Annotated in this window: 12 protein-coding genes and 1 pseudogene; 10 read left to right on the top strand and 3 right to left on the bottom strand. The window is 37.8% G+C overall.

Annotated elements, in window-relative coordinates; all coding sequences use genetic code 11:
• The first annotated feature begins 79 nt into the window (after positions 1–79).
• The 5 genes and pseudogenes from DSM106972_RS00420 to DSM106972_RS00400 all read left to right on the top strand — a co-directional run bounded on the left by DSM106972_RS00420 (position 80) and on the right by DSM106972_RS00400 (position 7,219).
• Positions 80–265 carry a hypothetical protein gene (locus tag DSM106972_RS00420; RefSeq protein ID WP_127077805.1) on the top strand — a complete coding sequence of 62 codons (186 nt, stop codon included), beginning with the start codon at positions 80–82 and terminating at the stop codon, positions 263–265.
• Between the two features lie 268 nt (positions 266–533).
• Positions 534–2,486: pseudogene (locus tag DSM106972_RS00415) on the top strand (ATP-binding response regulator); the annotation flags it as partial.
• A 23-nt stretch (positions 2,487–2,509) separates the two neighbouring features.
• Positions 2,510–2,896 carry a response regulator gene (locus tag DSM106972_RS00410; protein WP_411675264.1) on the top strand — a complete coding sequence of 129 codons (387 nt, stop codon included), beginning with the start codon at positions 2,510–2,512 and terminating at the stop codon, positions 2,894–2,896.
• A gap of 302 nt (positions 2,897–3,198) precedes the next feature.
• Positions 3,199–5,634 (top strand): phosphoenolpyruvate synthase, encoded by a 2,436-nt coding sequence (gene ppsA / locus DSM106972_RS00405; RefSeq protein WP_186538553.1) that lies wholly within the window; start codon positions 3,199–3,201, stop codon positions 5,632–5,634.
• Between the two features lie 73 nt (positions 5,635–5,707).
• Positions 5,708–7,219, top strand: a complete 1,512-nt coding sequence (locus tag DSM106972_RS00400) for a dolichyl-phosphate-mannose--protein mannosyltransferase (RefSeq protein ID WP_127077799.1) — start codon at positions 5,708–5,710, stop codon at positions 7,217–7,219.
• A 166-nt stretch (positions 7,220–7,385) separates the two neighbouring features.
• Here DSM106972_RS00400 and DSM106972_RS00395 read toward each other — a convergent pair whose 3' ends face one another.
• Together DSM106972_RS00395 and DSM106972_RS00390 are read right to left on the bottom strand one after the other, a co-directional pair.
• Positions 7,386–7,718 (bottom strand): ParE family toxin-like protein, encoded by a 333-nt coding sequence (locus DSM106972_RS00395; RefSeq protein ID WP_233787284.1) that lies wholly within the window; start codon positions 7,716–7,718, stop codon positions 7,386–7,388.
• Positions 7,715–7,933 carry a hypothetical protein gene (locus DSM106972_RS00390; protein WP_127077797.1) on the bottom strand — a complete coding sequence of 73 codons (219 nt, stop codon included), beginning with the start codon at positions 7,931–7,933 and terminating at the stop codon, positions 7,715–7,717. The genes DSM106972_RS00395 and DSM106972_RS00390 overlap by 4 nt, the downstream gene beginning before the upstream one ends.
• A 386-nt stretch (positions 7,934–8,319) precedes the next feature.
• Here DSM106972_RS00390 and DSM106972_RS00385 point away from each other — a divergent pair, with 386 nt between their 5' ends.
• Genes DSM106972_RS00385 through DSM106972_RS00375 form a run of 3 tightly spaced genes read left to right on the top strand, consistent with a single transcriptional unit; the run spans position 8,320 to position 12,249 of the window.
• Positions 8,320–10,623 carry a sensor histidine kinase gene (locus DSM106972_RS00385; protein ID WP_127077795.1) on the top strand — a complete coding sequence of 768 codons (2,304 nt, stop codon included), beginning with the start codon at positions 8,320–8,322 and terminating at the stop codon, positions 10,621–10,623.
• On the top strand, positions 10,607–11,014 hold the full coding sequence (locus DSM106972_RS00380) for a response regulator (RefSeq protein WP_411675263.1): 408 nt from the start codon (positions 10,607–10,609) through the stop codon (positions 11,012–11,014). The genes DSM106972_RS00385 and DSM106972_RS00380 overlap by 17 nt, the downstream gene beginning before the upstream one ends.
• 47 nt (positions 11,015–11,061) lie before the next feature.
• Entirely contained in the window at positions 11,062–12,249 is a 1,188-nt protein-coding gene (locus DSM106972_RS00375; RefSeq protein ID WP_127077791.1) for a hybrid sensor histidine kinase/response regulator, read from the top strand.
• Between the two features lie 125 nt (positions 12,250–12,374).
• Here the strand turns inward: DSM106972_RS00375 and DSM106972_RS00370 are convergent, their stop codons facing one another.
• Positions 12,375–12,620, bottom strand: coding sequence for a hypothetical protein (locus DSM106972_RS00370; protein ID WP_127077789.1), 246 nt, complete (start codon positions 12,618–12,620; stop codon positions 12,375–12,377).
• A gap of 80 nt (positions 12,621–12,700) precedes the next feature.
• Here DSM106972_RS00370 and DSM106972_RS00365 point away from each other — a divergent pair, with 80 nt between their 5' ends.
• Both DSM106972_RS00365 and DSM106972_RS00360 read left to right on the top strand, forming a co-directional pair.
• On the top strand, positions 12,701–13,675 hold the full coding sequence (locus tag DSM106972_RS00365; protein WP_127077787.1) for a sensor histidine kinase: 975 nt from the start codon (positions 12,701–12,703) through the stop codon (positions 13,673–13,675).
• Positions 13,676–13,749: 74 nt separating this feature from the next.
• Complete coding sequence (locus DSM106972_RS00360) at positions 13,750–14,781, top strand: RNA-binding domain-containing protein (RefSeq protein ID WP_127077785.1); 1,032 nt, start codon at positions 13,750–13,752, stop codon at positions 14,779–14,781.
• Positions 14,782–14,889 lie beyond the last annotated feature (108 nt).

Raw genomic sequence — 14,889 nt, 5'->3', positions numbered from 1 at the left:
TCCTCACATTCTCGAAATACTTTTGAAGTAGAGCAAGATTAAGCCTTGTAATACTACCAATGAAAGATGAGTGTTGAATATGAGTAACTGTCCTTGTTGTTCTAATGTATTGCTAAGGCATGTACGAGGTAATCAAGTTTACTGGTTTTGCCGTAATTGCTGGGAAGTTATGCCTGCTTTTGATGAAAAGTATGTTTCTTCAAGAGTCACTTTGCTAGAAACACGTAAAAAACAAGAGAAATGGGAGATATACTCCGCAGGATAGTTGTAAATTTAAAGTTTTAATTATTTAATTAGCGAAAAATTTGTTTAATTTACAATATGAACTCGGTTGATTAGGAAAACCGAGTTTATTTTAGTACTCTCATGTACAATTAAAGCTACTCAAAGTTAAAAGTTTAGATATAGATGATGTAACTAAATTTGGTAATCTAGTTAAAGCATTGCAGCAAGCAATCGAACTATCCCCTTTATCGACATCTGTGATAGAAGAAGTAGAAGAAGTAGAAGACGAACGAGCGGTTGCTCGGATTTTAGTAGTTGATGATGACCCCAAAATTTTAGCAGTTTTGGAAACTTTGCTTGCTCCGTGGGGGTTACAAGTTTGGACATTAGAGAATCCCCAGCATTTTCACAGTACACTTCAAACCGTTAAGCCAGATTTAGTAATTTTAGATATAGAAATGCCACAAATGAGTGGAATTGAACTATGTCAACAAGTCCGCAATGATAGCGACTGGAGCGATTTGCCTATTTTGTTTCTGACAGTTCATAATGATGCAGGAATTATAAATCAGGTTTTTACCGTCGGCGCCGATGATTTTGTCAGTAAACCAATAATTGGCCCTGAGCTAGTGAATCGCATTTTCAACCGTTTGGAACGTAATAAGCTGCGACTTTTGCAGGCACAAGCTTCGTTACGTCATGTAAATCGTATGCTTAAAGCTATGCAGGCTTGTAATAAATCATTACTACGCGCACAAAATGAGTTAGATTTATTACGCGATATCTGTAACACACTTACTGAATTTGGGAAGTATAAATATGTGTGGGTAGGTTTCGTAGAAACCGAAGAACCACTTAGTATTATTCCAGTAGCATCTTCAGGCAACACAGGAACAGATAATTTATTAGATGTCGCGATTAATGCTGTTACTACTGCGAAAACATGTCTATTTAAACAAGAAAATAATATTGGTGTCTCAATACCTTTGATATGGAAACACAAAGCATTTGGTATTATCAATATTTTTGGAGAACCAGATTCTTTTGATACTGAGTTTATTAAGCAACTAGAACAATTAACTGCTGATTTGGCGTATGGTATTATTTCACTACGTCGAGAACAAGAACGTACTAATGAACTAGTTAAAGTCAATCAAACTTTGCAGTGTGAACTTGAAAGACGTTTACAAATGCAAGAAGCACTGCGAAATTCTCAAGCTTTGTTTGCAGGTATTGTTAGCATTGCCTCGGATGCGATTATTTCGATTGATAGCGAACAGTGTATCACTTTGTTTAACTCCGGCGCCGAGAGAATATTTGGTTATTTAGCATCCGAAGTATTAGGTCAACCTCTCGATTTACTATTACCTCAAAGATATACTAAAATACATCGGCGCCATGTATCAGACTTTGAAACATCTCCAAACCAGTCCAGAAAAATGGGAGAACGACGGGAAATATATGGCCAACGAAAAGATGGTACAGAGTTTCCTGCTGAAGCTTCGATATCTAAATTAAAATTAGGGGATGAAACAGTTTACACGGTTTACTTGCAAGATGTCAGCGACAGAAAGCAAATCGAACGCATGAAAAACGAGTTTATATCAGTCGTCAGTCACGAACTGCGAACTCCATTAACATCAATTCATGGTTCACTGGGTATGTTAGCGAGTGGTTTACTCAAACCAGACTCACAACAAAGTCAGCGTTTACTGCAAATAGCAACTGATAGTACCGAACGTTTGGTCAGATTAATTAATGACATATTAGATATAGAGCGTATCGAGTCAGGTCGGGTTAAAATGTCTAAGCAAACTTGTAACGTTGCTGATTTGATCACCGAAGCTGTTAATGTCATTCAACCTCTTGCCGAAAAAGCAGAGGTAGTTTTATCGGTAACGAAGTTATCTGTAGATGTGTGGGTAGACCCAGACAGAATTGTTAGAACTCTGACTAATTTATTAAGCAACGCGATTAAATTTTCAAAATCAAACACAAATATTTGGTTAGAAGCTATTCAGCAAGAGAAAGAAGTGTTATTTATTGTTAAAGATAATGGACGTGGTATTCCGGAGGATAAACTAGAAATTATTTTCGATCGATTTCAACAGCTTGATGCTTCTGACGCACGTCGGCAAGATGGCACAGGTTTAGGGTTAGCAATTTGTAGAAGTATAATTCAGCAGCATAATGGAAACATTTGGGTAGAAAGTACCTTGGGTGAGGGAAGTACTTTTTACGTAACTATTCCAATCGAGTAAGGGCATTTGTTTATGGTGTGTATATGAAGCGCATTTTAGTAGTAGATAATGAAGAGTATATTCAAGAAGTTACGAAAATTTGCTTAGAAACTATTGCAGGTTGGGAAGTAATAACAGCAGGTTCTGGAATGGAATGTGTCTCAAAAGCTGAGACTGAGCTACCTGACGCGATTTTACTCGATGTGATGATGCCCGATATAGACGGTATTGCCACCTTCGAGAAACTTCAAGCAAATTCTGTCACCAAAAATATACCAGTAATATTACTAACAGCAAAAATTCAAGCTAGCGATAGGCGCCGTTATGCAGAGCAAGGCATAAAAGACGCTATCGCCAAACCTTTCAACCCAACAGAATTAGCAAATCAAGTTTCGGCTATTTTAGGATGGAAAGAAATAAGTAATGAGTAAATTACGTGCGCTTCTGAAAGGGAATTCAAAATAATTTCAGGCATATTTTTATACTAGGGTAAATTCCAGCAATCAAAAAGAAAAGCAATTTTTATCAAATATCTGTAGTATTTGCTACAAAATTATCAGTAAAGAAATTATTCGGCGCTCCGGGATGCCCGCTCCACAAGATACAAGATACAAGAGAAGAAAATAGTTTATACAAACCCTAAATAAATGATAGGGCAATTTATGGTTACATGTGATATACCCGAAGTAAGGGGGTATTTTCCCTGGTAACTAAAGCATCTATTTTAGGAGGTATGCAAGCTATGGTATTAACCAAGAACACTTTATCTCAATCCTCCATAGAACAAGCTTTTATCCTTTGGTTTGATTCGGTTGGTATAAAAGATATTCCTTTTGTTGGTGGGAAAAATGCCTCGTTGGGAGAGATGATTCAACAGCTTAAACCTCAAGGTGTTAATGTTCCTAATGGTTTTGCCACCACTGCATACGCTTATCGATATTTCCTACAGTCCGCACAGTTAGAAGAGAAGCTCCGCAAGCTGTTTCATGACCTTGATGTTGAAGATATTAATAATCTTAAACTTGTTGGTTCCGAAGCGCGCGCTTTGTTAATGAATACTCCTTTCCCAGCAGATTTGGAGGATGCAATAAGTGGCGCCTATCAAAAGCTTTGCGAGCAGTACAATGAAAATACTGATGTTGCTGTGCGTTCTTCTGCAACTGCTGAAGATTTACCTGATGCTAGTTTTGCAGGACAGCAAGATACATATCTTAATATTACTGGCATTGAAGCGGTTTTAAATGCGTGTCATCGCTGCTTTGCTTCCATATTTACTGACCGTGCAATATCTTACCGTGAAGCTAAAAACTTTAACCATTTTGATATTGCCCTTGCTGTTGGAGTGCAAAAAATGGTGCGTTCTGACTTAGCGACATCGGGGGTAATGTTTAGTATTGATACTGAAACTGGTTTTGAAAACACTGCACTTATTACTGCTGCTTATGGGTTAGGTGAAAATGTAGTCCAAGGAACCGTAAATCCCGATGAGTATTATGTATTTAAACCAACATTAAAAGATGGTTTTCGACCCATTATAAATAAAAAATTGGGTAGTAAAGCTTTAAAGATGGTTTATGAAGGGTCAACAACTAATAATATTCCAGTATCTAAAGAAGACCAAAATAGATATGCTCTTACGGATGATGAAATATTACAATTAGCTTCGTGGGCATGTTTAATTGAAGACCATTACTCAATTGTAAACGGCGCCACAAGTCCAATGGACATTGAGTGGGCAAAAGACGGTATTACAAACGAGTTATTTATAGTGCAAGCACGTCCTGAAACCGTACAGTCACAGAAAAACCATGCAGTATTAAGAACATATAAGCTGCTAGGAGAAGAGAAAAATCTTTTGGTGACAGGTCGTGCAGTTGGGGAGATGATTAATCGAGGTAAAGTTAGGGTAATTGTTGACACAGATAAAATTAATGAGTTTCAACCAGGGGAAGTACTCGTCACAGATAGAACTGACCCGGACTGGGAACCAATAATGAAGCGTGCAAGTGCTATTGTCACAAATTCGGGTGGAAGAGTATGTCACGCTGCAATTATTGCGCGGGAATTAGGAGTTCCGGCAATTGTTGGCTGTATTAATGCAACACAGGTGTTAGAAACTGGTCAAGAAGTAACTGTTTCTTGTGCAGAAGGTGAAGAAGGACGAGTTTACAGTGGGTTATTACCTTTTGAAGTTGAAGAAATACCGTTAGAGAATTTACCTCGTACACGTACTAAAATTTTAATGAACGTTGGCAACCCACAGGAAGCGTTGAAATTATCAATGATTCCTAACGATGGAGTAGGTTTAGCGCGCACTGAGTTTATTATTGCCAACCAAATTCAGACACACCCAATGGCTTTGCTACGTTACAACGAGTTAAAAGACGAAGTTGCAAAAGCGAAAATAGCCCAGATGACGGCACAGTACGAAGATAAATCGCAGTATTTCGTTGATAAGCTAACACAAGGTGTTGCGACTATTGCAGCAGCGTTTTATCCTAAACCTGTAATTGTCAGAATGTCGGACTTTAAGAGTAACGAATACGCTAATTTACTTGGTGGTAGACAATTTGAACCCAACGAAGAAAACCCAATGTTAGGATGGCGAGGCGCCGCGCGTTATTATGATGCAGGTTATCGCGATGCATTTGCGTTAGAATGTCGCGCACTCAAAATTGCTCGTGATTGCATGGGTTTAGTAAATTTGATACCAATGATACCCTTCTGCCGTACTCCATCCGAAGGACGTTTGGTGATTGAAGAAATGGCGAAAAATGGATTGAAGCAGGGTGATAAGGGTTTACAGATTTATGTAATGTGCGAATTGCCCAATAATGTCATTATGGCAGAAGAATTTGCTGAAGTTTTTGATGGATTCTCGATTGGTTCAAATGACCTAACACAGCTAACGTTAGGAATTGATAGAGATTCTTCTTTGGTCGCTGCGTTATTTGACGAACGTAGCGAAGGTGTCAAACGAATGGTAAAAATGGCAATTCAAGCAGCAAAGCGCAAAAATCGTAAGATAGGTATTTGTGGACAGGCGCCTAGTGACTATCCAGAGTTTGCCCAGTTTCTAGTCGAAGAAGGAATTGACACAATTAGCTTAAATCCTGATTCGGTTTTAAAAACAATGCTAGAAATCGCTAAAGTAGAAAATGGCAAGTAGAAAGTGCTGAGTGCTGAGTTCTGAGTAAAGAAGTTCAAAGCACTCAGCACTCAGAACTCATTACTTCTAACTCATGACTAAAAAATGGTTTCAAATAGGTTTGGTGAGTGTGTTTTTGCTATCACTCGCTTTACGGTTTTGGGGACTGGGAAGATTCAATACGCTTGTATTTGATGAGGTTTACTACGCGAAGTTTGGTAATGATTATCTGACAGGTGTGCCGTTCTTCGATGGTCATCCGCCATTTGGTAAGTTAGTTATTGCTTTGGGTATTTGGATTGGTAAACATGTACCTTGGTGGCAAAGTGAAGTTAATGGTTTAGCGGGGTCGTTAATGTCTCCGCTTGCTTACCGTTGGATGAATGCTTTTACTGGTTCGTTTATTGGGTTACTTATTGCTGGTATCGCTTATCAACTTAGTCACCGTCGCAGTTTTGGTTTAATTGCTGGGTTATTTACCGCATTGGACGGTATTTTTATTGTCGAAGCGCGCTACGCTTTGATTAATCAATATATAGTTATCTGCGGTTTACTTGGTCAGTTTTTGTTGCTTTTAGCACTTAATAAGAAAAATCAACGGCGCCATATATATTTAGCAGTGGCAGGTATTGCTTTTGGCGCCTCAATTGCGACAAAATGGAATGGTTTATGGTACCTTTTGGGCGCCTATAGTATGTGGGTTATCGCTTGGGGATTTCAGATATTACGCAAAAAAACAAGCGATAGTGAGACACATGAAGAATATGCACATAAATTGAGCAATAAAGCCTTTAGTAGTCAGACTGCAACTAAATATCGCGTAAAAACTCTGCAAATATCTCCACTTCAAAACCTGACGCAGTTAAACATTTTTCACGTTGCCCTATATTTGGGAATTATTCCCGTTATAATTTACAGTGTTATTTGGATTCCCCATTTATTACTTGACACGAAGTACAACTTTATTGAGGTTCACAAACAAATCTTGGGGTTCCACGGACGTATGGGTGGGAACAACGCTGCTGTTCACCCTTACTGTGCAGCTTGGTATAAGTGGCCCCTGATGACGCGACCGATGGCGTATTATTATCAAACTACTCAGAGTTTTCAAGACCCTTTACCTGTGTTTGGCCCACCGTTACCACAAGGTGCAGGCAAAGTTATTTATGATGTTCACGCAATGGGGAATCCGTTTTTGTGGTGGTTTGGGTTAGCGGCAATTATACTTTTATTTGGGATGCTTGTTTGGAAATTGGTGGCGCCTTCGTTACAGCAACAGCGCTTAGTAGTACCGGAGCTAAGTATCGATATTTGGATTGGTTTGTACTTAGTAGTAAATTATTTAGTTAATTTAATGCCGTGGGTAAAAGTAACGCGGTGTTTGTTTATCTACCACTATATGACGGGGGTAGTGTTTGCTTTTATGGCAATAGCTTGGGTTGTAGACCAATTGCTTCGCAGTTATATAGCTACGTTACGCGCGCTAGGTGTAACTATAACATTTTTAATTATCGGGGCTTTTCTATTCTGGTTGCCATTATATCTTGGTTTACCACTCACTTCAGAAGCGTACAAATTACGAATGTGGTTTAATTCCTGGATTTAATCTTGTAGCACAGGCATACGAACTGTGCAGTCAGTAATTATTTTTACCAAAGAGACCACGAGAGTTCACAGAGAAGAGAGGTTTGCAACGGATGAACACGGATGTAACGGATGAGTTATATCATGTCTGGTTGATTGCCCACAATGTAGAGACGTTACATGTAACATCAGGACAAGGATTTTATTACGGTTACGCTACCGGACATGATATTATTTATTGCAAACAAAGATTTTTTCAGTAACAGTAACCTATCGTATTCTGTATGGGAACCAACCCAAAACCAAATAATTGTATCTCCTTCTAATTTTCCAACTGCTCGATAACTTTTGTTAATTCGAGCAGAGTAAATAGGTAATTCTGGATTCACCTTTTTAAAGCGCAAGCTAGGATGGCTTGGATCTTGTTTAAATAGACGGTATGCTTGACGGGTTTGCTCTTTAACTTGTTCAGGTAGATAACCAAAGCTGGTGCGGAACTGAGCATTAATACGCGAATTCACAATGTGTCTGGGTCTAACTCTTCAGTTTTTCCTGCATAATAATCAGCCGTTGCCTGAGCAGCAAGGAGAGCAAGTTTATCTTTTGAGCGGCTAAAAGCTTCATCCCATAGCCTTTCTTCTTCCAATTCTTCTAAAATCATTGCAGCCATAGCATCTTGCTCATTAGTCGGCAAGGTCTTGAGTTTGGCTATTGCTTGTTCAAGTAACTCGGTCATATATTAATTTTATCAGCACAAAAACTATATTATTTATTCAATTTTACTATAAATATAGTCAATCTGGTACTCCGCATATCATTCATAAACCGCACATTGTAGAGACGCGATATATCTCTACATTTGTGTTTTTTATCACTTCTTATCTTTTCTACACATATATACTTATTACTTAACAAAAGCGAGATTAGGTAAATTAGTATATTTTACATTTATTATTCATCAGTGAATTTACTTGTTGTTAAAATCTTAAAGCTAGAAAATAAAATCAAAATTAATTTGTATCTTGGTAGGTTGGGTGGAGGAACGGAACCCAACAAATCGCGAGTATTTATGTTGGGTTCCGCAAAGCCTCCACCCAACCTACGTTTTGAGAGGGGACTGTAATGATTAATGATACAAGTTTACAAAGCGTTAATTTGACGCAATTAAGAGAGGCGCCAATTCATCTCAATACTCAAATTCAGCCGCATGGTGTGCTGATTGTTTTACAAGAGCCTGAATTAAGCATATTACAGGTGAGTAGTAATGTGTATACTCACTTTGGCATAACTGAGTCAGATTTGTTAGAAGGAACGCTTTTTGATTTACTCGACCCTTTCCAGGTTGAGCAAATTCAAACTGGGTTGACAGCCGAAAGTCTTGATTATTTGAACCCAACGAAAATATGGGTGCGGAAAAGAGGTGATGATTATGCTGTGTTTGATGCTGTTTTTCATCGCACGTCGGAAGGTTTTTTGGTTTTAGAGTTAGAACCAACTTTTGCACACGAAAATATTCCGTTCTTAAGTTTTTATCATTTAGCGCGTACTTCCATTAATAGGCTTGAGTCTACTACTAATCTTCGCGATTTTTGCCAAATTATTGTGCAGGAGGTTAGAAAAATTACTGGGTTTGACAGGGTAATGCTGTATAAGTTTGACCATGATGGACATGGTTCTGTCATTGGGGAAGAAAAGCTCAGTCATTTGGAGTCATATTTGGGATTACATTATCCTGAGTCTGATATTCCTAAACCTGCACGTAAATTGTTTGCTTCAAATTGGATTCGGTTGATACCTGATACTCACGCTGAACCCGTAGAAGTTGTACCTGCTATAAATCCAATTACCGAGTCACCAGCAAATTTGACTAATTCGGTATTGAGAAGTGCTTCAAAGTGTCACATTGAATATCTACATAATATGGGTGTCGGCGCCTCGATGACAATTTCTTTGATAAAAGACGGTCAGTTGTGGGGTCTTATTGCATGTCATCATCAAACACCGAAATATGTTTCTTACGAATTGCGTAAAGCTTGCGAGTTTTTAGGAAGGGTAATATTTTCAGAAATATCAGCGCACGAAGAAACTCAAGATTATGATTACCGAATGCAGCTTACACATATTCAATCGAAATTAGTTGAATATATGTCGCAATCAGAAAATTTTGTTGATGGTTTGGTACAGCATCAACCGAATTTACTAGATTTAGCGGAAGCACAGGGTGCAGCAGTTTATTTTGGCGGAAAATACACGTTAATTGGTGAAACTCCCAAAGAAGAAGATTTAAATTATCTTATTCAATGGCTACAAGCGAACGTAAATGAAGATGTATTTTATACCAATTCGCTACCACAGCATTATCCAGATGCGGAAAAATATAAAAATGTTGCCAGTGGTTTACTAGCGATTCCGATTTCTAAACGTAATTATGTGCTGTGGTTCCGTCCAGAAGTTATACAAACTGTAAATTGGGGTGGAGACCCAAATAATGCCTTTGAATATAGTCAAACAGAAGGACATTTACGCATCAGTCCACGTAAATCGTTTGAATTGTGGAAACAAACGGTACGGTTGACTTCGTTACCTTGGAAGTTGGTTGAGGTAAAAGCAGCGTTAGAATTACGCAAAGGGATTGTTAATATTGTATTGCGGCAAGCTGATGAATTAGCTCAACTCGCGCGTGACTTAGAACTATCTAATGCTGAGTTGAAAAAGTTTGCTTACGTTGCATCGCACGATTTGCAAGAACCATTAAATCAAGTGGCAAATTATGTGCAGCTATTAGAGATGCGCTATAGTAATGAACTTGATGAGGATGCGACTGAGTTTATTAATTATGCCGTCGAAGGTGTTAGCTTAATGCAAACCTTAATCGATGATGTATTGGCATATTCTAAAGTTGATGTGCAAGCGGTTGAATTTGAACTAACAGATGCAAATACATCATTAGAACGTGCGTTAACACATTTACGTCAGCGCACAGCAGAAACCAAGGCAATAATTACGCATGATGATTTGCCGACGGTTATGGCAGACCGCACCCAGCTAATGCAGTTGTTCCAGAATTTGGTTGGTAATGCCATTAAATTCCACAGTGACGAAACACCCAAAATTCACATTAGTACAACTCGACTCGAAGACGAGTGGTTATTCTCGGTGTATGATAACGGTATTGGGATTGACCCGAAATTCAGCGAACGTATCTTTGTAATTTTCCAGCGTCTACATACGCGCGATGAGTATCCAGGTACGGGAATGGGACTAGCAATTTGCAAAAAAATCATAGAATGTCACCGAGGACGCATTTGGGTTGAGTCCAAACTTGGTGAAGGCGCCACTTTTTACTTTACACTTCCGGTTGGAGGACAGCGTAGTGAGCGGAGAGGACGTAAAGTCCAAAACAATATTTTTGGTCGAGGACAATAAAGCTGATATTCGTCTTATCCAAGAAGTATTGAAGAACAGCATACTTCCTCACCAAGTAATCACTGCTCGTGATGGTGTTGATGCAATGGCGTATTTAAATCAGGAAGGTGAGTATAAAGATGCACTACGTCCAGATTTAATATTGCTTGACTTAAATTTGCCTAGAAAAGATGGACGTGAGGTACTTGCGGAAATAAAGACAGACCCAAAATTACGTCGTATTCCCGTAATAGTACTTACGACTTCGAGTAACGAGGAAGATATTTATCACAGCTACGATTTACACGTAAATTGCTACATTACTAAATCTCGCAATCTCAGCCAGCTTTTTCAAATTGTCAAAATAATTGAGGATTTTTGGCTGTCTGTGGTGACTTTGCCCCTTGAATAAAACAAAATCTGGAGACGTGATATATCACGTCTCTACATTTATTGCTTATGGTTGAAAGCTTGGTCAAAATTTTGCTAATTGAGGACAGCTTGGCTGAAGCTAGGTTGTTACAAGAGTTGCTGACTGGCGCCACACATAAATCTTCCGAGTTTTCGTTATTACATGTAAAACGTTTGGGAGATGGGCTACGCGAGTTAAGTCAATGTCAAATTAGTGATATTAAATGTCCATTTGATGTAGTTTTACTCGATTTAACGCTTCCCGATAGCGATGGACTCGCTTCGCTCCCACCTTTGATTAATCTGGCGCCAAGTTTACCAATTGTTGTGTTAACTAATACTAACGATGAAGAATTAGCTTTAGAAGCGGTGCGACAAGGCGCCCAAGATTATTTAGTTAAGCGTCAAATAAACGGCGCCATGTTGTTACGTTCTTTGAGGTATGCTATCGAGCGGAAACATGCGCTAGAAAATTTACGTACAGTTAACCACACGTTAGAAATGCGTGTAGAAGAATATACTGCCGAATTAATTAAAAAACAAGAAATCAACGAGTTCAAAAGCGAATTTGTCTCAATGCTATCTCATGACATTCGCAATCCACTTAATACAATCTTACTTGCCGCAGGATTACTACAAAACAACGAAGCTAGATTATCACCAGAGAAAAAGCACTTACACTTTCAGTTGATACGCTCTGCGATTAAAAATATGGCACAGCTTTTAGACGAAGCGTCATTTATCGGTAAAGCTGATGCTGGAAAAGTTCATTGTGAATTAGACGAAATTAATTTAGAAACATTTTGCCGTCAACTCATCTCAGAAGCACATCTTACAATCAGCGAAAAACACCTTAATGTTATATACGAAACTGGTGGCGCCTACAATACCGGGTTATGGGACGAAACTTTGCTGAGACATATTTTAGGTAATCTACTCAATAACGCAATTAAGTATTCGCACAAAGGTGGAGATATTCGTTTTGAGTTATTTAGCGATATACATCAGGTCACTTTTAAAATCCAAGACTCTGGTATTGGTATACCACACGAAGATTTACCTAAACTTTTTCATCCTTTCCATCGTGCAGAAAATGTTGGCGCCATACCAGGTACAGGGTTAGGATTATCAATTGTCAAGAAATGCGTTGATGCTCATGGTGGTCAAATATCAGTTTCAAGTCAAGTAGACGTAGGTACTACTTTTACTGTGGTTTTGCCTCTAGTTCCTGAGTGATTAATCTTGTGGAACAGGCATCCCTGCCTGTTATTCAATATTATTAATTAAGAGGCGGGCAAGGATGCCCGCTCCACAAGATGTTATTTAACTTCTAGCTAATCTTTCTTCTCCACCTAATGCAATCATTTCAAAATCTGTTGATAACCCTTATTTGTTAACTCCTCTGTGTAAATAATTTTACCTGCATCATGTAAAGCAACGCCTAAGCGCACAAAATTTGCATCTACTTTAATACCAATTTGTTCAATTTTATACAGTAATAAATCAGCAGCTTCTCCAACTAAACGTACATGGCAAATTAACTTAGGAGAGGCGCCAAGCTGTTGTAATAACTCATAAGCGTCATTTAGGCTTTTAAGCTCTTTCATAAAAATTCATTATTTTCAGCCATTACAGATGACTTTTGCTATACAATTATACTACTGGCAAGCAAGAAGAATATTTTATTATGGTTACTATTATTGATTCTCAAAGCGGTTTAAGCGATAACGAAATGCTTAACCGAGGAATGTATCACAAAATCGCTAATGAGATTGCTATTCTCAAAAGTATCGCTTTTCGCATTTTACACTTTTCAGAAACTGAAGATCCCTTACTCAGTAGTATCATCAAAAATATTGAGAATGTATCTGAGCAGATAGGACGTTTTAAGGCAGAACAAAAATCACAAATTGCTCAAATACCTCATGATGATTATGAAGAAATCTTGGCAATAATTTCTAAGACTGCTCACGATATTTCTGATTTTGTCAATAACGAGTTAGCGACAATCAAGTCTAAAACTCAACGAGCAATACTAAAAATTCAACCTGATACTCCTCAGTATAGTCGATTTAATAAGTTACTTACTCAATTGGAATTTACCCAAGCTGCATTAAATGACTTAAAAACAATAAATCAGGGAATTATAATTAAACGTCATCGTTTTCTAGTTAAGAAGTTATTTGAGAAATGGGAAGCCAATCAGAAAATTGAACATGCAACTATTTACTTAGATATTCGTAATGGTGACCAAGAATTTGAAGGTGATGAGGAAAAAATTAAGAGCGCCATTCAAGAATTACTGGAAAATTCTCTTAAGCACAACTCTGATAAAACTGATTTGGAGATTTACATTACTTCTAAGGATGTAGTTAATCCTTCAGCAATTTGCAATTCTAACATCTCTGGTAAACAAAAATTTCTTTCGATTGAGTTTTCAGACAATGGTAAAGGCGTACCAGATGACAAAAAAGATTGGATTTTTCAACCTTTTAAAACAACTTCTTCTGAAGATAGAGGTAGTGGCTTAGGACTTTTTATTATTCGTAAGACCTTTGGTATGATGGATGCCTATATCCGTGAAAGCGGAAAAAACGGAGTTAAATTTGAAATTTTTATACCGTATGAGAAAGATAATCATATAATCTATCATTATGAATAAATATAAAGTTATGCAGTAATAAATCAAGAATGAGTTATATTTGACTATGAACTAATACAAGGTGCATTAAATAAATGCAAACAGGGAATATTCATTTGCTCATAGTAGAAGATAATCGTGGGTTCAGGGAGGAGTTTGGCTATAAAAATATTGAAACAGCTTCTAGTGTTGCTGAAGCAACTCAAAAACTAAACGAATCATTTGATGTGATAATTTCCGATATGAGAATGGAGCAGGATGATAGCGGTTTTACTATTGTTGAGCGAGTAAAGGAGCTAAATATTTCTTCAGTTGTCATTATATTAACTGCTAACGATACTGTTACAGATTGTAGAAATGCTTTGAAGATGGGCGCCTGGGATTATATGTCTAAAAATATATATGGAAATGTATTTGAGCCATTACACCAATCGATTCAAGAAGCGATAGCATATTTTAATCGTTGGGGAAATGTCCAAAATGAACAATGGATTGATGAAAATAGAGAAAATTTAGAAAACAATTATTGGGGACAGTATATTGCCGTTATTAACAGAACTGTAATTGATGCTGCTGACAGTAGGGAAATTTTAGAAAAGCAAATAGACGAAAGGAAACTACGACGTTTTCTGACTACTTTCCGTAAGATAGGTGATTTTCGACCAATAGCAGAATTAATCAAGTTACCAGAAAGCCCTACCCTTGAATATAAAAGTACCCTGCAATGGGATGTTAGGCAAGAGCGCAAAAACGAAGACCTGAGACTGAGTGTTCTCAAAACAATTGCAGCATTTCTCAATTGCGATGGAGGAACTCTTATCATTGGTGTAGAAGATAATGGTAATATATTTGGTTTAGAAAAAGACCTGTCATTACTTTCTAAGAAAAATGTTGACCAATTTGAACAGACAATCATCAATCTCATTTGCGACCGTATTGGTGCCAGCTTTACCCAACTAGTTAAAATTAGGTTTGAAAATCTTGAAGGTAAAGATGTTTGTGCTGTTGACGTTAGAAAATCAGCTAAACGAGCTTTTATGAAAGGTAAGGAAAAACTAGAATTTTATATTCGAGCGGGTAATACTTCTAAATCTCTTGAAGTCCCAGATATCTATGATTATATGTGAGTTACAAGATTGTAACTAAATTATATAATCCCCCCAACAAGAACGATGTTTTGGGGGGCTAAGAATACTTCTCTTGTCCCCCCGAATTCGCGTTCTTGTTAGGGGGGA

Source organism: Dulcicalothrix desertica PCC 7102 (assembly GCF_003991905.1).
GTDB lineage: Bacteria > Cyanobacteriota > Cyanobacteriia > Cyanobacteriales > Nostocaceae > Dulcicalothrix > Dulcicalothrix desertica.
Note: the sequence above shows the minus strand (reverse complement) of the source record. Positions and strands in the feature narration are given on the sequence as shown.

What these genes read in the sequence shown, in the direction of transcription:
- DSM106972_RS00420 (WP_127077805.1), top strand. Translation starts at nt 80, where the DNA reads ATGAGTAACTGTCCTTGTTGTTCTAATGTATTGCTAAGGCATGTACGA.
- DSM106972_RS00410 (WP_411675264.1), top strand. Translation starts at nt 2,510, where the DNA reads ATGAAGCGCATTTTAGTAGTAGATAATGAAGAGTATATTCAAGAAGTT.
- ppsA (WP_186538553.1), top strand. Translation starts at nt 3,199, where the DNA reads ATGCAAGCTATGGTATTAACCAAGAACACTTTATCTCAATCCTCCATA.
- DSM106972_RS00400 (WP_127077799.1), top strand. Translation starts at nt 5,708, where the DNA reads ATGACTAAAAAATGGTTTCAAATAGGTTTGGTGAGTGTGTTTTTGCTA.
- DSM106972_RS00390 (WP_127077797.1), bottom strand. Translation starts at nt 7,933, where the DNA reads ATGACCGAGTTACTTGAACAAGCAATAGCCAAACTCAAGACCTTGCCG.
- DSM106972_RS00385 (WP_127077795.1), top strand. Translation starts at nt 8,320, where the DNA reads ATGATTAATGATACAAGTTTACAAAGCGTTAATTTGACGCAATTAAGA.
- DSM106972_RS00375 (WP_127077791.1), top strand. Translation starts at nt 11,062, where the DNA reads ATGGTTGAAAGCTTGGTCAAAATTTTGCTAATTGAGGACAGCTTGGCT.
- DSM106972_RS00370 (WP_127077789.1), bottom strand. Translation starts at nt 12,620, where the DNA reads ATGAAAGAGCTTAAAAGCCTAAATGACGCTTATGAGTTATTACAACAG.
- DSM106972_RS00365 (WP_127077787.1), top strand. Translation starts at nt 12,701, where the DNA reads ATGGTTACTATTATTGATTCTCAAAGCGGTTTAAGCGATAACGAAATG.
- DSM106972_RS00360 (WP_127077785.1), top strand. Translation starts at nt 13,750, where the DNA reads ATGCAAACAGGGAATATTCATTTGCTCATAGTAGAAGATAATCGTGGG.